Below are 23,426 nucleotides of genomic sequence, written 5' to 3'. Positions count from 1 at the left end.
CGGACGATCCCGGCGTACGCCGCCTCGATGGCGTACGCCGGGAGGATGACGCGACGTCAGACGAGATCCATCGCCGCGACCTCATCCGGACGGCCGTAACTGACCGGACCGTGGAAGCGGCGGCGGGCGGTGGTGAACCACCACACCGTGGCCACGGCCAGGACGGCGGCCAGGGCGACCGGTGCGTAGTTGAAGGTGTCGACGGTCACCGGCGAGGCGTGCGGCAGCATGAACAGGACGCTGCTGAGCAGGATCCAGCTCACCGCGACGACCCCGACCGGCCGTCCCCAGCGGCCCAGGTGCCAGGGGCCCGGCTGGAACTCGTCCCCGAGTCGCAGCCGGAGCAGGATCGGGACGGCGTACGCGAGGAACAGTCCGACGACATTGACGCTGACGATGGCGGTGAACGCCGTGTGCGACCACCAGCCGGGCACCACCAGCGCCAGCGAGCAGGCGACCGCCAGCCACACCGCCTTGACGGGCGTGCGGGTGCGCGGCGAGACCGAGTGCCACCAGCGGGAACCGGGCATCGCGCCGTCCCGGGAGAAGGCGAAGATCTGCCGGGTGTTGCTGGTGAGGTTGGCGAGGCCGCAGAAGAGCATGGCGCCGATCACGATCAGCAGCAGCGCCTTCGCGGTACCCGTGCCGAGGCCGTCGATCAGGATCTGCACGGGTGGTGCGTCGGCGCTTGCCACACGGTCGTAGTCACGAATGCTGTAGACCAATGCGAGCATCAGCAGCAGTCCCGCTATCGCCGAGTAGGCAATCGCCCGTGTGATCCCCCGCGGCGCATTGACCGTCGCCCGGACCGTTTCCTCGGACATGTGAAAGCTGCCGTCGAAGCCGGTGAAGGTCCAGCTGGTGACCAGCAGACCGAGCATCCCGCCGTAAAGGCCGCTCGTGAAACCGGTGTTGTTCGCGAAATGCGTGACGAACGAAGCCGACTGGTGATCATCGGGCATGACCATCAGGGCGCTCACGATGATCACAAGTCCGCTCAGCAGCCACCACACGGAGATCCGGTTCAGTAAGGCCACCAGATGCACGGTGTAGGTGTTGGCGAGCCCCTGGAGCACGATGATCAGCGCTGTGATCAGCACCGTTCGGTGCCCGGTCGGCTCGTACGAGGGCCACTGGAGGGTGAGGAAGGCCTGGAGGAAGGTGGCGGCGGCGTACCCGGTGGCGGCCGTGCCGCCGACCTGGCCCACGAAGTTCAGCCAGCCGGTGTACCAGGACCAGGCGCCCTTGTGCCGCTTGGCGAGCTTTCCGGCGGAGAAATACAGCGCGCCGCTCGTCGGATAGGCGGAGGCGACCTCGGCCATCGATGCTCCCACGAAGAGCACCATGACGGAGACGCCGATCCAGCCGAAGACGAGAATGCTCGGACCGCCCGCGTTCAGACCGAATCCGAAACCCGAGAAGATACCCGAGATGATGTTGATGATGGTGAACGAGATGGCGAAATTGTCGAATGCCTGAAAACGGCGGGTGAGTTTTCTGGGATAACCCATCGCATGCAGGGTCGCGTCGTCGTCGAGCGCGATCGGATCGGCTCCCCCGCGCGCTCGGGCACGCGGAGATATCCGTTCTGACACGGTTGGACCTTTCTCTTGGTGGGGGGTTGGGGTACGTCAGGCGCCCGGCACGGGCAGTCCGCAGGCGCGGCGCGCCCGGGACAGCTGCTCGGCCGGGTCGCCGAAGACGGACCAGGGCATGCGCGAGGCGTACGGCCCCATCGCCGTGAAGGCGGCGCGTGCCTCCTCCTCTCGCCGGGCCATGACCAGGGCGTGCGCGAGGTAGGCCAGGTCGAGGACCGGAGTGAAGGGGTAGTCGGCCACCGCGGGCAGCCAGTCCTGGTGGATCGACAGGGAGGTCGAGCGCCACTGCGGCTGCTCCCAGACCCGGTCGGCGAGCAGTTGGGTCGGGTCGTAGCACTCCACCAGGGCGACCAGCGGCAGCAGGCGCAGCGGTGAGTCGGCGGGCGCCCGCTGGCCGAGGAAGGCGGCGACGTCCCAGGCGGCGGTCACGGAGCCGCCGTGGCGGGTGAAGAAACAGGCCAGGAAGCGGTGGTGGGCCTCGCGATGCCAGGGATCGAGCGAGAGGACGTGCGCGAACAGGCGCCAGGGCCCGAGCGGTGCCGTGAGCAGCCCGCGCGGTGCCTGGTCGCGCAGCCGGTGCAGCCGGGCCATCGCCAGTTTGGCCACCCAGGGGGTGGGATCGCCGGGGTCCGCCTCGGCGGCCCGGGCGCAGGCGGCCAGCGCTATCCGTTCCAGCGCCTCGGTCCGCGCGTCGCGGGCGTCGGCCGCGCGCAGCGCCCGCAGCACGGCCACCCGGGCCCACATCAGCGCCGCCTCGGGACCGGGCTCCTCGGCCAGCCAGCGCTCGGCCAGGTCGGAGTCGGCGGCCTCCGAGGCGAGCACGAGGGAGCGGTGGGCGCGGAGGGCGAAGTCGCCGCGGGTTTCGGCCAGGGCGTCGAGGGAGCTCAGATATCGGCCGGCCCGGACATCGACGCATACGCTCGCGAGCACGCGGTCGTCGGCCGCCGGATGCCACACATACTGCCCTTCGAATAACCCCGCGGCCATCTGTCCCAGCCCATCCCCGTTACGGCGCCTCACAGTTGCACTCAAGGCACCTTACTCAGCGTGCGGCTCAACCGGAACGTAGATTTCAGCGGGGTGGCCGGAGTTTTTCGGCGGCATTGCGGACATCCGGAAGCTAGTTCAAAGTGACACCTTTTCTCATCTCGTTCTCGTTCTCCCGCCCATCCCGCTCCGCGACCGCTTTCACAACCGCTTTCACCCCCTACTAGAATGTTCCAAAGAGATATGCCCACCGCCCCGTCTCACTTCAGGAAGAACGATTCACGACCTCGCCACCCGGCTCCGCCGCCTCCCGCCGTCCTGCGGCCCGGCCCGCCTGATCGCCGTCGACGGGCACGCCGGCTCCGGAAAGTCCACGTTCGCCGGGCAGTTGGCCCGGGAGCTGGGCGACGCCCCCGTGCTGCGCCTCGACGACATCGCGAGCCATGACGAGCTGTTCGAGTGGACCGGGCGCCTGCTGGCCCAGGTGATCGAGCCGCTCACCCGGGGCGAGACCGCCCACTACACCCCTTACGACTGGCGGGCCCGCCGCTTCGGACCGCCCCTCGCCGTTCCGCCCGCCCCGGTGATCGTGGTCGAGGGCGTCGGCGCCGGCCGCCGCGCGCTGCGCCCGCATCTCGCCCAGCTGCTGTGGATGGAACTCCCCCGCGAGGAGTCCTGGACGCGGGGCCGCTCGCGGGACGGGGAGGAGCAGCGGGAGTTCTGGGACGGGTGGGTCGGGGCGGAGCTGAGGCACTTCGCCGAGGACCCGTCCCGGCCCTTCGCCGACCTTCTGGTTCGGCAGTGCGGCAAGGGATATGAGGTAATTCCTGGGCCTGCCGGGACCGTTGGACCGGACCAGGCCGTCACGCACGGTGATGACCCATCGGCAATGTGCTGAACTTGTGAAGAGCCTCTTCGGGCAAGTTCGCGGAGTGCCTCAACTCTGCTTGACCCGGGGGCCGTACAGGACTTACGTTCTCAATGTGCGGCTATTCGAAGCCGCCCCCAGACGCGAAGCCCCCGGTTGTTCCCCCGTGATCGGGGGCTTCGTTCTGCCCGGACTTCCCTTTTCGGGCGCCGAGAGGCGCGATTCGCTCACCCTCGGTCACCGAGCGCGCTCCGCCCGATCTGCTCCCACCTCGCCAAACGGCCGGTGCGGCACCCTGGGGCGGGCGACACCCTCGCAGGTACGATGACCTCGGTGCGACTACGACGGCTGCTCCGCGCACCGTTGCAACTCCGGTCCGCGGCACGGTGGTTCGATCATGCTGATCAAGGCGGCCGACGGGCGAGCACCGGCCAACCGACGGGGGCACGGTTTGTGGGGGACGTGATGGACTTCGGCACGCAGGGCCCCGAGGCCCCGGCCGACCTCGCCTGGTTGCGAGGTGTGGATGCCTACACGATGGGGGCCTATCCGCAGGCGGAGGAGGAGTTCCGCACCGCGGTACGGATCGACCCCGGGATGGCCGACGGCTGGCTCGGCCTGCACGCGCTGCGCGTGGACACGACGACCGCGCTGCTGCGGATGGTCCGGCACCGGGAGCGCTTCGGGGAACAGCGCGCCCGGCACCGGCGGACCATCAACTCCTGGTACTGGCTGGGCTGGTGGGTGCAGCCGGTGCTGGAGAGCCCGCGCGATCTGCTGCTCGCCCACGCCTCGCACTGGCTGGACGGCCGGCACGTGCCGGAGCTGGACCGGGCGCTGGCCGGGCTGCCGCCCGTGGACACCGACCACCAGGTCCGCTTTCTGCACGCCTGCCGCGCCTATCTGGTCAAGGACTGGGAGCAGCTCGTCCGGCACACCGACCCGCTGCTCGACGACCCGCTGCTCGGCATCGAGGCGGGCCTGTTCGGCGGCATGGCGCGGGTCCGCCTCGAGATGTACGGGCAGGCCGAGCCGCTGTTGTCGGCCGCGCTGATGCGGTGCCGCAGTGAGCAGCCGCAGCGCAAGGAGCTGCGGTACTGGCTGGCGCGGGCCCATGAGGGCACGGGCCGTTCCGCCGCCGCGCTCCCCCTGTACCGCGCGGTGCACCGCGTGGACCCCGCCTTCATGGACACCTCGGCCCGGCTCGCGGCCATCGCCGAGGGCGACGGATACGACGACACCGCCGATCTCGCGGCGATCACGCTCACCGGCTTCGGCGGGGACGTGGCCGACGGGCTCGACCCGCTCTTCGGGATCGAGGGGCGGGACCTGAAACTGTCGGATCCGGACCCGGACCTCCCGCCGGCCGGTCCGCTGCCCTCGGTGGTCGATCCGGCGGTGCGCGAGAAGACAGCCGTCTCGTCGCAGCCGCTGCCGGCCGGGCCGACCGATCCCCAGTTACTGGAGGAGGCGCTCGCCGAACTCGAGCGCATGGTGGGCCTGGAGCCCGTAAAGCGCCAGGTCAAGGCGCTGTCCGCCCAATTGAACATGGCCCGGCTGCGCGCCGGGCAGGGCCTGCCGGTGCAGCCGCCCAAACGGCACTTCGTCTTCTCCGGACCCTCGGGCACCGGCAAGACCACGGTCGCGCGCATCCTGGGCCGCGTCTTCTACGCCCTCGGGCTCCTCGGCGGCGACCATCTCGTGGAGGCCCAGCGGGCCGATCTGGTCGGCGAGTATCTGGGCCAGACGGCCGTGAAGGCCAACGAGCTCATCGACTCCGCGCTCGGCGGGGTCCTCTTCGTCGACGAGGCCTACTCCCTCTCCAACTCCGGCTACGGCAAGGGCGACGCTTACGGCGACGAGGCCCTGCAGGTGCTGCTGAAGCGCGCCGAGGACAACCGGGACCACCTGGTGGTGATCCTCGCCGGCTATCCCGAGGGCATGGACCGGCTGCTGGCCGCGAATCCCGGCCTGTCCTCACGCTTCACGACCCGCGTCGACTTCCCCTCGTACCGCCCCCTCGAACTGACGTCGATCGGCGAGGTGCTCGCCACGGAGAACGGTGACGTCTGGGACGAGGAGGCCCTGGACGAGCTGCGGTCCATCGCCGGGCATGTGGTCGACCAGGGGTGGATCGACGAGCTGGGCAACGGGCGGTTCCTGCGGACGCTGTACGAGAAGAGCTGTGCGTACCGGGATCTGCGGTTGTCGACCTATCCGGGGGCGTTGACGAGGGACGACTTGTCGACACTTCGGTTGCCGGATCTGATGCAGGCGTACGGGGAGGTGCTGTCGGGGAGGGGGCCGCAGGACCCGTCGGCCATGTGAGGTTCTCGCCCCCGCCGCCCCTACCCGTCCCTTCCTTGAAGGGGCTCCGCCCCTTCGACCCCGCCAGGGGGCTGCCGCCCCCTGGACCCCCGCTCCTCAACGCCGGAGGGGCTGGGTTGGCCGGGTCAGCCCGCCAGTGCTCCCTCCGGCTCCCCTGTGCTCAGGCGCGGTCCCGTCACCCGTACCTCCGGCAGCTCCCGGTGGGCGGGGTCGCGGACCTCGCCGACCAGGAGTTCCAGTACGTCCTCCAGGGCGACGAGGCCGAGTACCTTGCCGGAGGCGTCGGCCACCTGGGCCAGGTGGGTCGCGGCGCGGCGCATGACCGTGAGGGCGTCGTCCAGGGGGAGTTCCGAGCGCAGGGTCGTCATCGGGCGCCAGACGTGCTGCGGCACCGCGCGTTCCGACTCCTCCAGGTCCAGGACGTCCTTCACATGCAGGTAGCCCATGAAGGCGCCGGTCTCCGCCGCCACCGGGAAGCGGGAGTAGCCGGTGCGGGCGGTGAGCGCGACGATCTGGCCGGGGGTGACCGAGGGGCTGACCGTGACCAGGGACTCGCGCTTGAGGAGCACATCCGTCACCGGGCGGGAGCCCAGCTCCAGGGCGTCCCCCAAACGTTCCTGCTCCTCGGGGTCGAGCAGGCCCGCCTGGCCGGAGTCCTCGACGAGGCGGTTGAGCTGCTCGCTCGTGAACACCGCCTCGACCTCGTCCTTCGGCTCGACGCGGAAGAGCCGCAGGATGGCCTGCGCGACGGCGCCGAGGGCCACCGTGATCGGCCGGCAGAATCGGGCGAAGTAGACCAGGCCGGGGCTGAGCCACAGCGCGACCTTCTCCGGCGCCGCCATCGCCAGGTTCTTCGGCAGCATCTCGCCGATGACCAGGTGGGCGAAGACCACCGCGGCGAGCGCGATGACATAGGTGAGCGGGTGGATCATGCCCTGCGGCAGATGGACCCACTCGAACAGCGGCTCCAGCAGGTGTGCCACCGTCGGTTCGGCGACCGCGCCGAGCGTCAGCGAGCAGACGGTGATGCCGAACTGGGCCGCCGCCATCATCTGGGGCAGCCGCTCCAGGCCGTACAGGACCTGACGGGCCCGTGCCGTGCCCAGCGGTTCGATCTGGCTGCGCCGGACCGAGACCAGCGCGAACTCGGCGCCGACGAAGAAGCCGTTGGCGAGCACGAGCAGCGCGGCGAAGAGGAGTTGGAGCAGGCTCATCGGGCGACCTCCACCACGGCGCCGGTCCTGACCAGCCGGACCCGCTCGGCGCGGTAGTGGCCGACCCGGCGCACCGACAGCCGCCAGCCCGGCAGATCCGCCTTGTCACCGACGGCCGGGATACGCCCGAGCAGGTCGGCGACGAGTCCGGCGACGGTCTCGTACGGCCCCTCGGGCACGTCGAGTCCTATGCGCTGGAGGATGTCGACACGGCAGCTGCCGTCGGCGTCCCAGGCGGGCCGGCCGTCCTCCGGCGGGGCGGCGGCGAGTTCGGGCACGTCCTGGCCGTCGTGCTCGTCCCGGACCTCGCCGACGATCTCCTCGACGATGTCCTCCAGCGTGACCACGCCGGCCGTGCCGCCGTACTCGTCGACGACGACCGCGATGGGCTGCTCACTGCGCAGCTGGGCGAGGAGGGGCTGGACCGGCAGGGTCTCGGGGACCAGCAGCGCCGGGCGGGCGATACGGCCGACCGGGGTGCGCAGACGATCACTCGAACGGATCGCCAGCGCGTCCTTCAGATGGACCATGCCGACGATCTCGTCGATCTTCTCGCGGTAGACCGGGAAGCGGGACAGACCGGTGGCGCGGGTCAGGTTCACCACGTCCTCGGCGGTCGCCGAGGACTGCAGCGCGCTGACCTTCACGCGCGGGGTCATCACGTGCTGCGCGGTCAGCTCGGCGAGCGACAGCGTCCGTACGAAGAGATCCGCGGTGTCCTGTTCCAGGGCTCCGGCCTGGGCGGAGTGGCGGGCCAGGGAGACGAGTTCGCCGGGGGTACGGGCGGAGGCCAGCTCCTCGGCGGGCTCGATGCCCATCGCGCGCACGAGACGGTTGGCGACGGAGTTCAGCCCGGCGATCACCGGGCGGAACAGACGTGCGAACGCGTGCTGCGGGCCGGCGACGAAGCGCGCGACCTGCATCGGCCGGGACACCGCCCAGTTCTTGGGCACGAGCTCGCCGATCACCATCTGCACGGCCGAGGCCAGCAGCATGCCGACGACCACGGCCACACCGGGCACCGCGCCCTCGGGGATGCCGATCGCCGTGAACGGGCCGCCGAGCAGCTCGGCGAGCGCCGGTTCGGCGAGCATGCCGACGACGAGGGAGGTGATGGTGATGCCGAGCTGGGTGCCGGAGAGCTGGAAGGACAGCTCCTTCAGCGACTCGACGACCCGGTGGGCCCGTCGGTCGCCCTCGGCCGCGGCCTTCTCGGCGTCCGTCGTCTCGACGGTGACCAGGCCGAACTCGGCGGCCACGAAGAAGCCGTTGGCGAGAATCAGGAGGAACGCGGCTGCCAGAAGCAGCAAGGGGACGCTCATGATGCCGCCGCCCCGGTATGTCGGGAGGGGGCGGCGCAGGTACTACAGGACGATCCGTCCATCGCTGGAGGGAATCACTCCTCGGGTAGCAGGGGGCCTCTGAAGACCGGATGGAACATCAGGGGCGGAGGCGCCAGAAAACGCCTCCGCCAACAGATTAATCAAGACATCGGGATTTACGGCAGGGTGAACGTCTCCGAGTCAGCCCCGGTGACCGTCCGAGTCAGTCCTGGCGCTCCTCGGGATCCTTGACGACACGGGCTTCGGTAAGCGCCCGCAGCGTGCGTGCGTCGGCGATGGCGCGCTGCTTGGCGATACCCGGCTGGATGCCGAGCGCGGGCAGGCTGGTGCCGTCGCTGAGGTTGAGGAACACCCAGGGGTCCCCCGGACGGAGGTTCACCTGGACGATCTCCGCCCACTCCAGGCGGCGCCTGGAGGCGATGTTCACCACGGTGACGCCGGAGTCGTCGGCGACGACCTTCACCCGCGCCAGCATGGCCAGCACGCCGAACATCAGGGCGCCGGTGAAGATGAAGCTGAGGCGCTCGCCGGGGCCGAGCTTCTCCAGCAGCAGCGCGACCGCCGTGATCACGACGAAGATCGCGGCGCCGGCGGTGAGCAGGACGGCCCGGGTGCGGCCCGGCCGGAACGTGACGGGCAGGGTGGGCAGTTCGGAGGACATCGGTGTACGGCCCCTCGGGTCAGAGGCGGCAGGCGTGGATGGCCGTGGTCAGGATGGCCCGCGCGCCGATGTCGTACAGGTCGTCCATGATGCGCTGGGCCTCCTTGGCCGGAACCATGGCCCGGACCGCGACCCAGCCCTCGTTGTGCAGCGGCGAGACGGTCGGCGACTCCAGGCCCGGGGTGAGGGCCACGGCCTTCTCCAGCTGCTCGACCCGGCAGTCGTAGTCCATCATCACGTACGTCCGCGCGACCAGGACGCCCTGGAGGCGGCGCAGGAACTGCTGGACCTTGGGTTCCTCGCCGTCCGCGCCGGTGCGGCGGATGACGACGGCCTCGGACTTCATGATCGGGTCGCCGACGACTTCCAGGCCGGCGTTGCGCAGTGAGGTGCCGGTCTCGACGACGTCCGCGATGACCTGGGCGACACCGAGCTGGATGGCGGTCTCGACGGCGCCGTCGAGGTGGACGACGGAGGCGTCGATGCCGTGGTCGGCGAGGTGCTTGGCGACGATGCCCTCGTAGGAGGTGGCGACCGTCTTGCCGTTCAGGTCCGCCAGGTCGTCGCCGACGGTGCCCGGCTTGGTGGCGAAGCGGAAGGTGGAGCGGGCGAAGCCGAGCGCGAGGATCTCCTCGGCGTTGGCGCCGGAGTCGATCAGCAGGTCACGGCCGGTGAGGCCGATGTCGAGCTGCCCGGAGGCGACGTAGATGGCGATGTCGCGGGGGCGGAGGTAGAAGAACTCGACGTCGTTCTCGGGGTCGACGATCCGCAGTTCCTTGGACTCGCGGCGCTGCTGGTATCCGGCCTCATGCAGCATCTCCGCCGCAGGGCCGGACAGGGAACCCTTGTTGGGGACGGCGATGCGCAGCATGAGGTCGGCTTCCTTCGTTCGCTCTTACGGGTGTGCGGATGTGCTGGTGCTCAGAGGTGGGCGTACACGTCGTCCAGGGAGATGCCGCGAGCGACCATCATCACCTGGACGTGGTACAGCAGCTGCGAGATCTCCTCGGCGGCCGCTTCCTTGCCCTCGTACTCGGCGGCCATCCAGACCTCGGCGGCCTCTTCGACGACCTTCTTGCCGATGGCATGGACGCCCTTGCCGACCAGTTCCGCGGTGCGGGAAGTGGCGGGGTCGCCGTTTGCGGCCTTGTGCTGGAGCTCGGTGAAGAGCTCCTCGAACGTCTTCTTGGACATGGTGGCGCCCACTTTACGCGTAGTGCCGGTCCACCTAACGCCACGGCTCAGATACTGAGCGGAGGGTGGCGGCGGTGGCCACGGCCGCCGTCACGGCCTCGTGCCCCTTGTCCTCGTTGGAGCCTTCGATGCCCGCCCGGTCCAGGGCCTGCTCCTCGGTGTCGCAGGTCAGCACGCCGAAGCCGACGGGGACCCCGGTGTCGACCGACACCTGGGTCAGGCCCTGGGTCACGCCCTGGCACACGTACTCGAAGTGCGGGGTGCCGCCGCGGATGACGACACCGAGGGCCACGATCGCGTCGTAGCCGCGGCCCGCGAGGACCTTGGCGACCACCGGGAGTTCCCAGCTGCCGGGGACCCGCAGCAGGGTCGGCTCGTCGATTCCCAGGTCGTGCAGGGCGCGCAGCGCGCCGTCCACCAGACCGTCCATCACCTTCTCGTGCCACTGCGCCGCGATGACCGCGACCCGCAGGTCGCCCACATTGCGTACGGACAGCTCCGGTGCGCCCTTGCCGCTCACGTTCTTGCGTCTCCTCGGTGTGCTCTTACTGGTTGGTGCAGGTGGACAGGGCGGCCGGGGCCCCGGGAGCCGGGTCCAGCCAGGGCAGGTCGTGCCCCATCCGGTCGCGCTTGGTGCGCAGGTACGTCAGGTTGTGCTCACCCGCCTGTACGGGCATCGGCTCCCGCTCGGTGACCTTGAGGCCGTGTCCGGTGAGTGCGTCCGTCTTGTCGGGGTTGTTGGTCAGCAGGCGCACGCTGTGCACGCCCAGATCGACCAGGATCTGCGCGCCGGCGCCGTAGTCGCGGGCGTCGGCGGGCAGGCCGAGTTCGAGGTTGGCGTCGAGGGTGTCTCGGCCGCGCTCCTGGAGCTCGTAGGCGCGCAGCTTGGACATCAGGCCGATGCCCCGGCCCTCGTGCCCGCGCAGGTAGACGACGACTCCGCGGCCCTCGGCCTGGATGCGTTCCAGGGCCGCCTCCAGCTGGGGGCCGCAGTCGCAGCGCAGGGAGTGGAAGACGTCCCCGGTGAGGCATTCGGAGTGGACGCGGACGACGACGTCCTCGCCGTCGCCGATCTCACCGTGGACGAGGGCGACGTGTTCGACGCCGTCGGTGGTGGTGCGGTAGCCGTACGCCGTGAAGGCGCCGTGGGCCGTGGGCAGGTGGACCTCGGCCTCGCGGCGGACGGTCGGCTGGGCCGGCAGCCGCTGCTCGGCGAGGACCGGCCGCTGCCCGGCGGGTACCGGCTCCTGCTGGGCCGGCTTCGGGCGCTCGGCGTCGCGGCGGTAGGCGATCAGGTCCTCGATGGAGACGATCGTCAGGCCGTGCTTGCGGGCGAACGGGATCAGCTCGGGCAGCCGCAGCATCTCGCCGTCCTCGCCGGCGATCTCGACGATGGCGCCGGCCGGGCGCAGTCCCGCGAGGCGGGCGAGGTCGACGGCGGCCTCGGTGTGGCCGTTGCGGACGAGGACGCCGCCGGGCCGGGCGCGCAGCGGGAAGATGTGGCCGGGGCGGACGAAGTCGGACGCCTCCGCGTTGCCGCTCGCGAGGAGCTGGAGCGTGGTGGCCCGGTCGGAGGCCGAGATGCCCGTGGTCACGCCGTGTGCGCCCGAGGCGTCCACGGAGACGGTGAACGCGGTCTTCATCGACTCGGTGTTGTCCTGGACCATCTGCGGCAGTCCCAGCCGCTCCAGCTCCTCGGGCTCCATGGGGGCGCAGACCAGGCCGCGGCACTCGCTCATCATGAAGGCGACGATCTCGGGGGTCGCGTGCTCGGCGGCGATGACGAGGTCGCCCTCGTTCTCCCGGTCCTCGTCGTCGACGACCACGACCGGGCGGCCGGCCGCGATGTCGGCGATGGCCTGCTCGATCGGGTCGAGTCGGAGGTCCTCGAATCCTTCGGTGCTGTACAGGGTCGCTGCCGTGGTCATGCCGGCGCTCCTTCCAGGACGGGCCGCGCGTTCTTGCGGGAGCGCAGCCACCAGTCGCGCATGCCCCACAGGACGAGTGCGCCGTAGATGACGTAGACGAAGCCGGAGAAGGCGTAGCCGTTGGCGAAGTTGAGGGGCACGCCGACCAGGTCGACGAGCAGCCAGGCGAACCAGAACTCGACCATGCCGCGCGCCTGGGCGTACATGGCGACGATCGTGCCGACGAAGATGTAGGCGTCGGGCCAGGGGTCCCAGGACAGGGTCGGGTAGGCCTTGAAGAGCAGCGCCACCGCGACGGTGCCGGCGGCGGCCGCGGCGATCATCGCGCCGCGCTCGCGCCAGGTGGCGAACCGTACGGCGATGTGGCCGTCCTCCGTCTGCCCCTTGCCGCGCTGCCACTGCCACCAGCCGAACAGGGCGACGACTATGACGACGGCCTGCTTGCCCGCGCTGCCGGTGAGGTGGCCGAAGAAGGCCCCGAAGAGGATGAGGCCGGCCAGGAACTGCACGGGCCAGGTCCATATGGACCGCCGCCAGCCGAGGGCGAGGGCGGCGAGGCCGAAGAGGTTGCCGATCATGTCCGACCAGAGGATGTGCTGGCCGAACAGGGCGAACGCCTCGGAGTTCAGCGAGTTCACTTGGCCGTCGCCCCTTCGGAGGAGAGCCGGTCGCCCAGCATCCGCTCGACGTACTTGGCGATGACGTCGACCTCGAGGTTGACCGGGTCGCCGGGCTGCTTCAGGCCGAGCGTGGTCAGGTCGAGGGTGGTCGGGATGAGGCTGACGGTGAAGTAGTCGGGCCCGGCGTCGACGACGGTGAGGCTGATGCCGTCGACCGTGATGGAGCCCTTCTCGACGACGTACCGGGAGAGGTCCGCGGGGAGCGAGATCTTGACGATCTCCCAGTTCTCGGAGGGCTTGCGCTCCAGCACCTGACCGGTGCCGTCGACGTGCCCCTGCACGATGTGCCCGCCGAGGCGGGCGCCCACGGCGGTGGGGCGCTCCAGGTTGACGCGGGAGCCGACGGCGAGGACGCCCAGGCTGGAGCGGTTCAGGGTCTCGGCCATGACGTCGGCGGTGAACTCGTCGCCCTCGTGGTCGACGACCGTGAGGCAGACGCCGTTGACGGCGATGGAGTCGCCGTGCTTCGCGCCGTCGGTGACGACGGGGCCGCGCAGTCGGAAGCGACAGGCGTCGTCGAGGGTCTCGACAGCCGTGACGTGGCCCAGCTCTTCGACGATTCCGGTGAACACTTCCCGGGTCCTCCTGCCTCATTCGGGCACGGACTCCGGGGCTGTCGATGACGACAGAATGTACGAGCGGGAACACCGAGGGCGACGCCGAACAGGGCTCGCCACGGGGCGAACCAATACGGCGGCGCGCACGAATGCCCGCCCGCCGCGCACTGCCTCCCATCCGGACTTTAACCGTCGGTCCAGGAATTTCACCTGGTCAACCGGCCGCTGGAGGCGACCGGGTCGCGGACTGTAACCGCCGGTTCGGACTTTCACCGACCCCGGAGTGCGCTGCTTCTGGTACAGAGCCAGTGTGCCACGCCTGATCGGCGTCCATGCGAGCGAATTCTGTGGGGTGGCTCACAGGTCACTTGGCTGGACTTCTCCGCTCCGGGATTGGTCCATACCTATTGACGCACTGGTCTAGTCCTCCCTAGGGTCTGCGCAACTTCCGTGGAGAGGAACCGACTTGCTGTCCCCCTCACGCAACCGAGCCTCACGCAAGCGAGCGAGACCTGCCCTGCTCGCCGCCCTCGGCACGATCGCCGGCCTGGTCCTGGCCGGCCTCCCCGCGACCGTCTCCCACGCCGCCGACCAGGAGTCCTGCCGCCCCGACGGCCTCTACCGGACGCCCGGCGCGGACGTCCCCTACTGCTCGGTCTACGACGCGGCCGGACGGGAGAAGATGGGCGCCGACCACCCGCGCCGGGTGATCGGCTACTTCACCGGCTGGCGCACCGGCAAGGACGGCACGCCCGCCTACCTCGCCCCGGACATCCCGTGGGACAAGGTCACCCACCTCAACTACGCCTTCGCGCACATCGACAGCGGCAACAGGATCTCCGTCGGCACGGACGGCGCGACGAACCCGGCGACGGGCATGACCTGGCCCGGCGTGAGCGGCGCGACGATGGACCCGGGGTTCTCCTACAAGGGCCACTTCAATCTGCTGAACAAATTCAAGAAGCAGCACCCGGACGTCAAGACGCTGATCTCGGTGGGCGGTTGGGCCGAGACCGGCGGCTATTTCGACGACAGCGGTACGCGCGTGAACTCGGGCGGCTTCTACTCGATGGCCACGAACGCCGACGGCTCGGTCAACCAGTCCGGCATCGACACCTTCGCCGATTCGACGGTCGACTTCATCAGGAAGTACGGCTTCAACGGCGTCGACATCGACTACGAGTACCCGACGTCCATGAAGGACGCCGGCCATCCGTTCGACTGGCCCCTCTCCAACGCCCGCCGGTCCGGCCTGGTCAAGGGCTATGCGGCGCTGATGAAGACCCTGCGCGAGAGGCTCGACCGCGCGGGCGCGGCGGACGGCAGGCACTATCTCCTCTCCGTCGCCGCACCCTCCTCCGGATATCTGCTGCGCGGCATGGAGACGTTCCAGGTCCAGAAGTACCTGGACTACGTCAACATCATGTCGTACGACCTGCACGGCGCCTGGAACGAGTACGTCGGTCCGAACGCTTCTCTCTTCGACGACGGAAAGGACGCCGAACTCGCGGCGGCGGGCGTGTATTCCACGTCCCAGTACGGCGGAATCGGCTATCTGAACACCGACTGGGCGTACCACTACTTCCGCGGTTCGATGCCGGCGGGGCGTATCAACATCGGACTCCCTTACTACACCCGCGGATTCAAGAACGTCACGGGCGGTACGGACGGCCTGTGGGGCAAGGCGCCCTCGACGGCCTGCCCGGCGGGCTCCGGACTGACCAAGTGCGGTGACGGAGCCGTCGGGATCGACAACCTCTGGCACGACCTCGACACCGACGGCGAGGAGTCACCGGCGGGTTCGAACCCGATGTGGCACGCCAAGAACCTGGAGAAGGGGGTGGTCGGGGACTACGTCACCAAGTACGGCTTCCCGGCCGACACCCGGCTGACCGGCACGTACGCCCGGAAGTACGACTCGACGCTGGTCGCCCCCTGGCTGTGGAACGCCGAGAAGAAGGTGTTCCTGTCCACCGAGGACGAGCAGTCGGTGAACGCCAAGGCCGACTACGTCGTCGACCACGGCATCGGCGGCACGATGGTGTGGGAACTGGCCGGCGACTACGGCTGGAACGCGGCCAAGGGGCAGTACGAGCCGGGATCGACGCTGACCTCCGCGATGTACGAGAAGTTCAAGTCGGCGTCCCCGTACGGCGCGAAGCGGTCGACGGCCGGCCTGCCGGCCGAGGCACTGAACATCGACGTCGACTTCGGGCAGTTCCCGCTCGGCGACTCCAACTACCCCATCAGCCCCAAGCTGAGGATCACCAACAACTCCACGGCGACGCTGCCCGGCGGCACGGAGTTCCAGTTCGACTACGGCACCTCGGCGCCCGGGAACGCCAAGGACCAGTCTGGCTGGGGGACTTCGGTGATCCGCAGCGACCACACGGGGAACTACGTCGGCGGCCTGAAGGGCGACCACCACCGCGTGTCCCTGAAACTGCCGGCCTGGCAGACGCTGGCGCCGGGAGCGTCGGTGGAGCTGGACTTCGTGTACTACCTGCCGGTGTCGACGCCGTCCAACTGGACGGTGGCGTTCGGCGGGAGGACATACGCGCTGGCCGGGAACCTCGCACGCGGAACGACCGTGGTGGAGCCCGGGCCGGGAACCCCTTCCCCCTCCCCCACCTCTTCCAGTGGAGAGTGCGCGAACTCCGCCTGGAACGCCACGACGGAGTACGGCGGAGGTAGCACGGTGTCCCATGAGGGGCACTCGTGGAAGGCCAGGTGGTGGACGAAGGGCGAGGAGCCCGGCACCACCGGCGAGTGGGGTGTGTGGCAGGACCTCGGCGCCTGCTGAGCCCCGCGCAGTCGGCCCGGCGGCGGTGACGACGGCCCTTGCCCGCCGCCGGGTCTCCCAACTCCCGCGACTCCCGCGACTCCCGCCACCTGCGGTTCTGGCAGGCTGAGGGCATGACCACCGCGCTCGCCGACGAGTTCGAGACCCATCGCCCGCGGCTGTTCGGCCTGGCGTATCGCATGCTCGGCTCCGCCGACGAGGCCGAGGACACCGTCCAGGACGCGTATCTGCGCTTCAGCGGCGCGGACCGTACCGCGATCGAGTATCCGGCGGCCTGGCTCGCCAAGGTCGTCACCAACCTCTGCCTCACCCGGCTGACCTCGGCCAGGGCCCGGCGCGAGCAGTACGTCGGGCCCTGGCTGCCGGAACCCGTGGTCACCTCGGACGGCGCACTCGGGCCCCTGGAATCCGCCGAGCAGCGGGACGCCGTGTCCATGGCGATGCTGGTGCTGCTGGAGCGGCTCACCCCGACCGAGCGGGCCGTGTACGTGCTGCGGGAGGCGTTCGCGTACGGCCACCGGGAGATCGCCGAGACGCTGGATCTGACCGAGGCCAACTGCCGCCAGCTGTACCGGCGGGCGGTCCAGCGGGTCGGTGAGGAGCGGACGCGCTTCGAGTCGACTCCCGAGCGGCAGGAGGAACTGGTCCGGTCGTTCCTCACGGCGGCCCGCGACGGCGACCTGGGCGGCCTGGAGAAGCTGCTGGCCGCCGACGTCGTCTGGTCGAGCGACGGCGGCGGCAAGGCCTCGGCGGCCCTGCGGCCGATCGAGGGCCGGGACAAGGTGTTCCGCTTCCTCGCGGGTGCGACGCGGACGTTCCTGGTCGGCGTGGACTTCACGGCGGTCGAGATCAACGGCACGACCGCGCTGGCCGTGTGGGAGGGCGACACCCTGCTCTCGGTGGTGGCGTTCGAGCTGCGGGACGGGCTGATCGCGCATGCGCGGGCCGTGGCGAACCCGGACAAGCTGGACTTCGTGCGTCGGCAGCTGGCACGGGCGTAGCGGAGGCGCCGAAAAGGACCGTCCGCGGCTGTCACATTTCACGCGGGGTACTTGGTCCCAGCTGGCGAGGGGCGATCCACCCGGGAGCGCCCCGCGTCCGAAGGGACTGAACAGCATGACCAAGATCCTGGTGACCGGCGGCACCGGAACACTCGGCAGGCTCGTCACCGAGCGGCTGCGGGCGGACGGGCACGAGGTACGGGTGCTCAGCCGGCACGCCCAGCCGTACGCCGTCGACCTGCGCAAGGGCGGGCCCGGCCTGGACGCGGCGATGGACGGCGTGGACACGGTCGTGCACTGCGCGAGCTCACCGAACGGCGGTGACGAGGAGGCGGCGGCGCACCTGATCGCCGCGGCGCGGAGGGGCGGCGTACGGCACCTCGTGTACATCTCGATCGTCGGCGTCGACCGGGTGCCGTTCGGCTACTACAAGAGCAAGCTCGCCGTGGAGCGGCTGGTGGAGGAGTCGGGGCTCGGCTGGACCGTGCTGCGTGCGACCCAGTTCCACGATCTGCTGGTGCGGGTGCTGGGGATCCTGTCCAAGTCGCCGGTGCTGCTGCTGCCGGCCCACGTGAAGGACCAGCCCATCGAAGTCGCGGAGGTCGCGGACCGGCTGGCCGAACTGGCCCTCGGCTCCCCGGCCGGCCGGGTCGAGGACATGGGCGGCCCCGAGGTACGCACCTTCGACTCCCTGGCCCGCGCCTACCTCAAGGCAACGGGCCGCAGGAGGCTCGTCCTGCGCGTGCCACTGCGGGGGAAGGCGTACGAGGCCTTCCGCTCCGGCGGTCATCTGGCGCCGGAGCATGTGGTGGGCAAGGGGACGTTCGAGGAGTATCTCGGGCGGCGGGTCGGGGGTGGTGGGCGGCGAGTCTGATCCAGGCTTTCCGGGCCGCCGGACGCCGTGGGCGGGCTCCGGCCGGCACAGGCCCGGCAGGGGCCCGACCGGCGACGCCCTCTGAGGGACCGTACGGCCGGTCGGGTCACCGGTCCGGCGGCGTGAACAACTCGTCCTGCGCGGCGTCCCGCGCGGTGAGCAGTGCTCCGCGCAGGACGGCGCTCCCGCCCAGGCCGGTGGTCCGCACCACCGTCGCCAACGGCGACATCCGCCGGACCCGCTCCTCCACCCGCCCGGCGAGCACCTCGCCGCCGGCCTGCCCGACCTCCCCGCCGAGGACCACGCAGCCGGGGTCGAGGACGGCGACGACGGCGGCGACGCCGAGGGCCAGGCGGTCGGCGAAGGCGTCGAGGAAACGCTCGGACGCCCCGGAGCCCTTGGCGTCCTCGTCTCCGGCGTGCTCCCCGCTCGCCCCCGCCACCAGCGCCACAGCCGCTCTCACGACACCGGCGGCGAGCGGTTCGGGCACGGACGCGGCGTCGACGGTCAGCCCGTACGTCTCCGCCAGCTCCACGATCGCCGCCGACCCCGCCAGTGAGTGGAACCCGCCCGCGCAGTCCAGCGCCGACGGTGGCCCCGACGTCCCGGGCACCGGCAGGAACCCGATCTCTCCGGTTCCGCCGGAGGCGCCTCGGCGCAGCGAGCCGTCGAGGACCACGGCCGCGCCCGTGCCGTGGCCCAGCCACAGCAGCACGAAGGTGTCGCGGTCCCGGGCCACTCCGTCGCGCTGTTCCGCGAGAGCGGCGAGGTTGGTTTCGTTCTCGACGTTCACGCGGGCTTCGGGGAAACGTTCCTGGAGGGCTGCCACCAGGCGGCGGTGCCATGCGGGCAGGCTGGAGGAGTCACGCAGCTCGCCGGTGACCGGGTCGATCAGCCCGGGGGCGCCGATACCCACCGTATGGAGCCGGTCCGCCCCGGCCTCCTTCGCGACCCGCTCCACCAGCGTCACCGCCTGCTCCACCGCGGGCCCGGTCCCCGTGTCGCCGCCGATCGGCACCGACGCCTCGGCGAGCACGGCCCCGACCAGGTCGGACACGACCACGGAGACGCTCTCGGTACGCACGTCCAGCGCCGCGAGATGGGCGCGGTCGGCGACGATGCCGTACAGCTTGGCGTTCGGCCCGCGCCGCTGTGCCCCGGCCTCGCCGACCACCGTGATGAGTCGGGCGTCGGTGAGGCGCTCGACGAGGTCGGCGACGGTCGGCCGGGACAGGCCGGTCAGCTGCTTCAACTGCCCTGCCGTCAACGGGCCCTCCTGCTGGAGCAGTCGCAGGGCGAGCCGGTCGTTGATGACCCGGGCGGTACTCGGGGATGCGGGCATGCCGGGATCCTTCCAGATCAGTGGGGCCGGGCGGCGGGCGACCGGGACGCCCTCTCATGCCCCCTATCTATCAGGCAGGGACCCTGATAGTTTACGCGCGGCGTCAGAGCGTGCCGGGCGAAGACCGGGAGGGGCCGGACAATGAGTGAGGTGGTCTACGAACCGCGCGACGTGCGGCGCGCCCGGTACGCCGTGGCGGCCGTCTTCGCCGTGCACGGCGCCGTCACCGGCTCGTTCGCGACGCGTGTGCCGTGGATCCAGGACCACGCCGGGGTGAGTGCGGGCCAACTGGGGCTGGCGCTCGCCTTCCCCGCGCTCGGCGCCTCCGTCGCGATGCCGTTGGCGGGCAGCATCAGCCATCGCTTCGGCGCCCGCAACGCCCTGCGCGGACTGATCGCGCTGTGGACAATGGCCCTCACCCTGCCCTCCCTCGCCCCCAACCTGCTGACCCTGTGCCTGGCCCTGTTCACCTACGGCGCCACGGCGGGCATGGCGGACGTGGCGATGAACGCGCTCGGCGTCGAGGTCGAGAACCGCCTCGGCCGGTCGATCATGTCCGGGCTGCACGGCATGTGGAGCGCGGGCGCCCTGATCGGCTCGGCCGCCGGCACGCTCGCGGCGCACCTCGGTTCGGACGCCCGGCTGCACCACGCGCTGGCCGCGGTGGCCCTCACCGTCTTCGGCACTGTGGCCTGTCAGTGGGTGCTCGACCTCCAGCCCGCCGAGGACGAGGAGCCGCCGCCCCGGTTCGCGCTGCCGCCCCGGTCGGCGCTGCTGATCGGCGCGGTCGGGTTCTGCGCGGTCTTCGCGGAGGGCGCGAGCCTGGACTGGTCGGCGGTCTATCTGCGGGACCAGTTGGACACCTCGGCCGGTCTCGCGGCGGCGTGCACGACCGGCTTCACGCTCACCATGGCGCTCGCCCGGTTCGTCGGCGACAGGGTGGTGGACCGCTACGGCGCGGTGCGCACGGTCCGGTTCAGCGGCCTCCTCGCGACGCTCGGCGGACTGCTGATCGTGGTGTCGGACCAACCGGCGCCGGCGATGGCCGGGTTCGCGCTGCTGGGGCTGGGCATCGCGGTGGTCGTTCCGCTGTGCTTCGCGGCCGCGGGCCGCAGTGGCAGCAACCCCTCGCTGGCCATCGCGGGCGTCGCGACGATCACCTACACCTCGGGGCTGATCGCACCGAGCGCGATCGGCGGAATCGCCCAGGCCACCAGTCTGGTGGTGTCCTTCTGCCTGGTGACCGTGCTGTCGTCGGGCATCGTCGTGTTCGCGCGGGTCCTGCGCACGGGCGACCGTGACCGCCCGAAGGCCGGCCGCCCGGACACGGCGGTTCCCGACCCGCGGCCCTGAATGCCTCGCTCCACGGCGTGGTCGGTCCTCGTCAGCCCCGACCGGACCGGCTCTCCACGTACCTGACAATGGTCCGGTCCCCCACAGGCACGACGAAAGCGAAACCGCACCATGGATCTCGGCGTCCGCTGGAAACTGCACGGCGATGGACGCACGCCGGCGCCCGGAGCGGTGGTCCGCCCCGACGAACGGCTCTCGTGGCCCCGCACCGTCGGGCTCGGCGCCCAGCATGTGGTGGCCATGTTCGGCGCGTCCTTCGTGGCGCCGGTCCTGATGGGGCTCGACCCCAACCTGGCGATCATGATGTCCGGCGTGGCGACGCTCGTCTTCCTGCTCGCCACCCGTGGCCGGGTGCCCAGCTACCTCGGCTGCTCCCTCTCCTTCGTCGGTGTCGCCGCGGTCATCCGGGCCGACGGCGGTACGAGCGCGACCGTCACCGGCGCGGTCTTCGTCGTCGGTGTCGTGCTGTTCCTGGTCGGTCTCGCGGTGCGGCGCTTCGGCGCGCGGATCATCCACGCCACGATGCCCCCGATCGTCACCGGTGCCGTCGTGATGCTGATCGGCTTCAACCTCGCCCCGGTGACGGCCGCCACGTACTGGCCGCAGGACCAGTGGACGGCCTTGCTGGTGATGCTGTTCACCGGGCTCGCGGTCGTCTGTCTGCGCGGATTCTGGTCCCGTATCGCGATCTTCCTGGGCCTGGTCTTCGGCTACGGCATCTCCTGGGCCTTCGACCGGATCTTCGGCAGGATCCACTCGGTCGACGCGAGCGGCAAGCTCACCGACCACTGGCGCCTCGACCTCTCCGGCGTCGGCAAGGCCGACTGGGTCGGCCTGCCGGATCTGCACGGCCCGTCCTTCCAGTGGTCGGCGATCCTGGTGGCGCTGCCCGTCGTCATCGCCCTGGTGGCCGAGAACGCCGGGCACGTCAAGGCGGTCGGCGAGATGACAGGCGACAACCTGGACGGCAGGCTGGGCACCGCGATCTCCGCGGACGGCGTCGCCTCGATGCTCTCCACGTCGGTGGGCGGCCCGCCCAACACCACCTACTCCGAGAACATCGGCGTGATGGCCGCGACCCGCGTCTACTCGACCGCCGCCTACTGGGCCGCCGCCGGCTTCGCCCTGCTCTTCGGCGTCTGCCCCAAGTTCGGCGCGGTCGTGGCCGCCATCCCGGGCGGTGTCCTCGGCGGCATCACCGTCATCCTGTACGGCATGATCGGCCTGCTCGGCGCCCAGATCTGGATCAACTCCAAGGTGGACCTGCGCAATCCGCTCAACCTCGTCCCGGCCGCCGCGGGCATCATCATCGGCGTCGGCAACGTCACCATGGAGTTCACCGACACCTTCCAGCTCAGCGGCATCGCGCTGGGCACGCTCGTCGTCATCACCGGCTACCACGCCCTGCGGGCCTTCGCCCCGGCCCACCTCAAGACGCAGCACCCGCTGCTCGACGAGGGCACGTCGTCGTACGACGAGGAGGGCCGGCCCGGCGACGGGAGTGCCACCGGCGACGGGACTCAGCGCGCCAAGTCGTAGGCGTAGGACGCCGTGAAGGTCCCCGGCCGCCCCTTGCAGCCGTCCGACTCTCCCGGCAGCTTCACCCACAGATAGCCGTCGATCCGTGCCTCGCCGGTGCTGAGGGTCGGCGCCCGGCCCAGCTTGCGGCCGGCGGGGTCGCACCACTCCCCGTCGGCCGGGGCCCCGGCGCCGTTGCGGCTGGTGTCGATGACGGCTCCGAGGCTCGCGGGGCCGCCGAGGGCGTCGAGGACCTGTCGGTCGTAGGCGATCTCGTCGGTCGTGGCGTGGAAGTTGGAGACGTTGCTGAAGACGCCGTCGGACGACGCGGTCGAGGCGGCGCCGGCCCGCCGCAGCCACTCCGCCTGTTTGCCGGGCGCGTTCCAGCCGGAGTGCCCGGCGTCGTAGTAGACGCGCGCCTTGGGGTTCGCCTCCTTGAAGGCGCGGCCCGCGCGGGCCAACGAGGCGAAGCGGTCGGCGCGTTCGGCGGCGGAGAGGCACTCTGACTGGGCGACGGAGTCGGGCTCCAGGATCACGATGACGTCGGAGGAGCCGAGCCCGGCGGCGAACCTGTCGATCCAGGCGTCGTACGCGTCCAGGTCGGGCGCCCCGCCCTGGGAGTGCCCGCCGCAGTCACGGTCCGGGATCGCGTACGGCACGACCACCGGCACCCGCCCGAGCGCCGACCCGCCGGAAGTGACCGCGCGGACCCGGGCGGTGATGGTGTCCGGCGTGAAGTCGGCGAACCAGACCGCGGCGGGCTGGGCGGCGATACGGGCCTCGATGACGGCGTGCCGCGGGTCGCCGGAGTTGCCGCGGATCCACTCCAGCACCTGGGAGTCGGGGTGGCGGTAGAGGCGCGCGGACGCCACGGCCGGCTGCCGCGTCCGCTCGGTCCTGGTCGGCGAGGGTGTAGGGCTCGCCGGCCCGGCCTTCTTCCTCGGAGTCGGTGAAGCGGGCGTCGGCGAAGGTGACCTCGTGGTCGACGGGGAGGGCGAGGGCACGAGCGGCAGGGACTCCAGGCCCGGTGAGCGCGTCACCTCGGGCGGCCTGGCCTCGTCGGAGCGCCCTCTGTCGTCGAGCGCGGAGATCGTGCCGGTCGCGGCGCCGACGGCGACCACGACGGAGGCCGCCACGACCATGGCCTGGCGCCGGGCCGCCCTCCTGCGCTCGGACC

20 protein-coding genes and 1 riboswitch are annotated in these 23,426 nt (G+C 70.8%); of the genes, 7 read left to right on the top strand and 13 right to left on the bottom strand.

The genetic code is table 11. From position 1 onward, the window contains the following. Window positions 1–56: 56 nt before the first annotated feature. Window positions 57–1,595 carry an amino acid permease gene (locus ADK36_RS09770; RefSeq protein ID WP_078916489.1) on the bottom strand — a complete coding sequence of 513 codons (1,539 nt, stop codon included), beginning with the start codon at window positions 1,593–1,595 and terminating at the stop codon, window positions 57–59. 36 nt (window positions 1,596–1,631) lie between these two features. Beyond that, window positions 1,632–2,585 carry a hypothetical protein gene (locus tag ADK36_RS09765; protein ID WP_199830139.1) on the bottom strand — a complete coding sequence of 318 codons (954 nt, stop codon included), beginning with the start codon at window positions 2,583–2,585 and terminating at the stop codon, window positions 1,632–1,634. Window positions 2,586–2,862: 277 nt separating this feature from the next. On the opposite strand from ADK36_RS09765, the gene ADK36_RS09760 reads away from it, so the two are divergent. After that, window positions 2,863–3,483, top strand: a complete 621-nt coding sequence (locus ADK36_RS09760) for a uridine kinase family protein (protein WP_078916490.1) — start codon at window positions 2,863–2,865, stop codon at window positions 3,481–3,483. 435 nt (window positions 3,484–3,918) lie between these two features. Beyond that, window positions 3,919–5,781: an AAA family ATPase gene (locus tag ADK36_RS09755; protein WP_048584383.1), complete on the top strand. Its 1,863-nt coding sequence runs from the start codon at window positions 3,919–3,921 to the stop codon at window positions 5,779–5,781. 125 nt (window positions 5,782–5,906) lie between these two features. On the opposite strand, the gene ADK36_RS09750 is transcribed toward ADK36_RS09755, so the two are convergent. The 9 genes from ADK36_RS09750 to ADK36_RS09710 form a co-directional block, all read right to left on the bottom strand. Then, window positions 5,907–6,995, bottom strand: a complete 1,089-nt coding sequence (locus ADK36_RS09750) for a hemolysin family protein (protein WP_048584333.1) — start codon at window positions 6,993–6,995, stop codon at window positions 5,907–5,909. Beyond that, window positions 6,992–8,317: a hemolysin family protein gene (locus ADK36_RS09745; protein ID WP_048584332.1), complete on the bottom strand. Its 1,326-nt coding sequence runs from the start codon at window positions 8,315–8,317 to the stop codon at window positions 6,992–6,994. The genes ADK36_RS09750 and ADK36_RS09745 overlap by 4 nt, the downstream gene beginning before the upstream one ends. Before the next feature lie 223 nt (window positions 8,318–8,540). Next, entirely contained in the window at window positions 8,541–8,999 is a 459-nt protein-coding gene (locus ADK36_RS09740; protein WP_048584331.1) for a PH domain-containing protein, read from the bottom strand. Window positions 9,000–9,018: 19 nt separating this feature from the next. Further along, window positions 9,019–9,870, bottom strand: a complete 852-nt coding sequence (hisG, locus tag ADK36_RS09735; protein WP_048584330.1) for an ATP phosphoribosyltransferase — start codon at window positions 9,868–9,870, stop codon at window positions 9,019–9,021. Window positions 9,871–9,920: 50 nt separating this feature from the next. Beyond that, window positions 9,921–10,193, bottom strand: a complete 273-nt coding sequence (locus tag ADK36_RS09730) for a phosphoribosyl-ATP diphosphatase (protein WP_031486114.1) — start codon at window positions 10,191–10,193, stop codon at window positions 9,921–9,923. A 34-nt stretch (window positions 10,194–10,227) separates the two neighbouring features. Beyond that, window positions 10,228–10,713 carry a 6,7-dimethyl-8-ribityllumazine synthase gene (gene ribH, locus ADK36_RS09725; RefSeq protein WP_030038615.1) on the bottom strand — a complete coding sequence of 162 codons (486 nt, stop codon included), beginning with the start codon at window positions 10,711–10,713 and terminating at the stop codon, window positions 10,228–10,230. Window positions 10,714–10,738: 25 nt separating this feature from the next. After that, a complete protein-coding gene (locus ADK36_RS09720; protein ID WP_048584329.1) occupies window positions 10,739–12,121 on the bottom strand; it encodes a bifunctional 3,4-dihydroxy-2-butanone-4-phosphate synthase/GTP cyclohydrolase II in 1,383 nt (460 codons plus the stop codon). Then, window positions 12,118–12,759 (bottom strand): nicotinamide mononucleotide transporter family protein, encoded by a 642-nt coding sequence (locus ADK36_RS09715; protein WP_048584328.1) that lies wholly within the window; start codon window positions 12,757–12,759, stop codon window positions 12,118–12,120. The genes ADK36_RS09720 and ADK36_RS09715 overlap by 4 nt, the downstream gene beginning before the upstream one ends. Then, window positions 12,756–13,373, bottom strand: coding sequence for a riboflavin synthase (locus ADK36_RS09710; protein WP_048584327.1), 618 nt, complete (start codon window positions 13,371–13,373; stop codon window positions 12,756–12,758). The genes ADK36_RS09715 and ADK36_RS09710 overlap by 4 nt, the downstream gene beginning before the upstream one ends. Before the next feature lie 145 nt (window positions 13,374–13,518). Next, window positions 13,519–13,649, bottom strand: a riboswitch (FMN riboswitch). A gap of 175 nt (window positions 13,650–13,824) precedes the next feature. On the opposite strand from ADK36_RS09710, the gene ADK36_RS09705 reads away from it, so the two are divergent. The 3 genes from ADK36_RS09705 to ADK36_RS09695 all read left to right on the top strand — a co-directional run bounded on the left by ADK36_RS09705 (window position 13,825) and on the right by ADK36_RS09695 (window position 18,036). Next, window positions 13,825–16,161 carry a chitinase C-terminal domain-containing protein gene (locus tag ADK36_RS09705; RefSeq protein ID WP_053196999.1) on the top strand — a complete coding sequence of 779 codons (2,337 nt, stop codon included), beginning with the start codon at window positions 13,825–13,827 and terminating at the stop codon, window positions 16,159–16,161. A gap of 113 nt (window positions 16,162–16,274) precedes the next feature. Next, window positions 16,275–17,162, top strand: coding sequence for an RNA polymerase sigma-70 factor (locus tag ADK36_RS09700; protein ID WP_048584382.1), 888 nt, complete (start codon window positions 16,275–16,277; stop codon window positions 17,160–17,162). A 115-nt stretch (window positions 17,163–17,277) separates the two neighbouring features. Further along, window positions 17,278–18,036 carry an SDR family oxidoreductase gene (locus tag ADK36_RS09695; RefSeq protein WP_053196997.1) on the top strand — a complete coding sequence of 253 codons (759 nt, stop codon included), beginning with the start codon at window positions 17,278–17,280 and terminating at the stop codon, window positions 18,034–18,036. A 106-nt stretch (window positions 18,037–18,142) separates the two neighbouring features. On the opposite strand, the gene ADK36_RS09690 is transcribed toward ADK36_RS09695, so the two are convergent. Beyond that, complete coding sequence (locus ADK36_RS09690; RefSeq protein WP_053196995.1) at window positions 18,143–19,378, bottom strand: ROK family transcriptional regulator; 1,236 nt, start codon at window positions 19,376–19,378, stop codon at window positions 18,143–18,145. A gap of 141 nt (window positions 19,379–19,519) precedes the next feature. On the opposite strand from ADK36_RS09690, the gene ADK36_RS09685 reads away from it, so the two are divergent. Both ADK36_RS09685 and ADK36_RS09680 read left to right on the top strand, forming a co-directional pair. Next, on the top strand, window positions 19,520–20,731 hold the full coding sequence (locus ADK36_RS09685) for an MFS transporter (RefSeq protein WP_053196993.1): 1,212 nt from the start codon (window positions 19,520–19,522) through the stop codon (window positions 20,729–20,731). Between the two features lie 111 nt (window positions 20,732–20,842). Continuing rightward, window positions 20,843–22,270, top strand: a complete 1,428-nt coding sequence (locus ADK36_RS09680; protein ID WP_053196991.1) for a uracil-xanthine permease family protein — start codon at window positions 20,843–20,845, stop codon at window positions 22,268–22,270. Here ADK36_RS09680 and ADK36_RS09675 read toward each other — a convergent pair. Next, on the bottom strand, window positions 22,252–23,391 hold the full coding sequence (locus tag ADK36_RS09675) for a glycoside hydrolase family 6 protein (RefSeq protein WP_048581045.1): 1,140 nt from the start codon (window positions 23,389–23,391) through the stop codon (window positions 22,252–22,254). The two genes, ADK36_RS09680 and ADK36_RS09675, sit on opposite strands and share 19 nt — an antisense overlap. Between the last annotated feature and the right edge of the window lie 35 nt (window positions 23,392–23,426).

Source organism: Streptomyces viridochromogenes, from assembly GCF_001270495.1.
GTDB classification, from domain to species: domain Bacteria; phylum Actinomycetota; class Actinomycetes; order Streptomycetales; family Streptomycetaceae; genus Streptomyces; species Streptomyces viridochromogenes_A.
This window is presented reverse-complemented; position numbering and strand designations above follow the sequence as displayed.

Coding starts and splice junctions, on each gene's coding strand:
- ADK36_RS09675 (WP_048581045.1), bottom strand. CDS start 23,391: ATGGTCGTGGCGGCCTCCGTCGTGGTCGCCGTCGGCGCCGCGACCGGC.
- ADK36_RS09690 (WP_053196995.1), bottom strand. CDS start 19,378: ATGCCCGCATCCCCGAGTACCGCCCGGGTCATCAACGACCGGCTCGCC.
- ADK36_RS09685 (WP_053196993.1), top strand. CDS start 19,520: ATGAGTGAGGTGGTCTACGAACCGCGCGACGTGCGGCGCGCCCGGTAC.
- ADK36_RS09700 (WP_048584382.1), top strand. CDS start 16,275: ATGACCACCGCGCTCGCCGACGAGTTCGAGACCCATCGCCCGCGGCTG.
- ADK36_RS09755 (WP_048584383.1), top strand. CDS start 3,919: ATGGACTTCGGCACGCAGGGCCCCGAGGCCCCGGCCGACCTCGCCTGG.
- ADK36_RS09680 (WP_053196991.1), top strand. CDS start 20,843: ATGGATCTCGGCGTCCGCTGGAAACTGCACGGCGATGGACGCACGCCG.
- ADK36_RS09720 (WP_048584329.1), bottom strand. CDS start 12,121: ATGACCACGGCAGCGACCCTGTACAGCACCGAAGGATTCGAGGACCTC.
- ADK36_RS09695 (WP_053196997.1), top strand. CDS start 17,278: ATGACCAAGATCCTGGTGACCGGCGGCACCGGAACACTCGGCAGGCTC.
- hisG (WP_048584330.1), bottom strand. CDS start 9,870: ATGCTGCGCATCGCCGTCCCCAACAAGGGTTCCCTGTCCGGCCCTGCG.
- ADK36_RS09750 (WP_048584333.1), bottom strand. CDS start 6,995: ATGAGCCTGCTCCAACTCCTCTTCGCCGCGCTGCTCGTGCTCGCCAAC.
- ADK36_RS09745 (WP_048584332.1), bottom strand. CDS start 8,317: ATGAGCGTCCCCTTGCTGCTTCTGGCAGCCGCGTTCCTCCTGATTCTC.
- ADK36_RS09740 (WP_048584331.1), bottom strand. CDS start 8,999: ATGTCCTCCGAACTGCCCACCCTGCCCGTCACGTTCCGGCCGGGCCGC.
- ADK36_RS09730 (WP_031486114.1), bottom strand. CDS start 10,193: ATGTCCAAGAAGACGTTCGAGGAGCTCTTCACCGAGCTCCAGCACAAG.
- ADK36_RS09765 (WP_199830139.1), bottom strand. CDS start 2,585: ATGGCCGCGGGGTTATTCGAAGGGCAGTATGTGTGGCATCCGGCGGCC.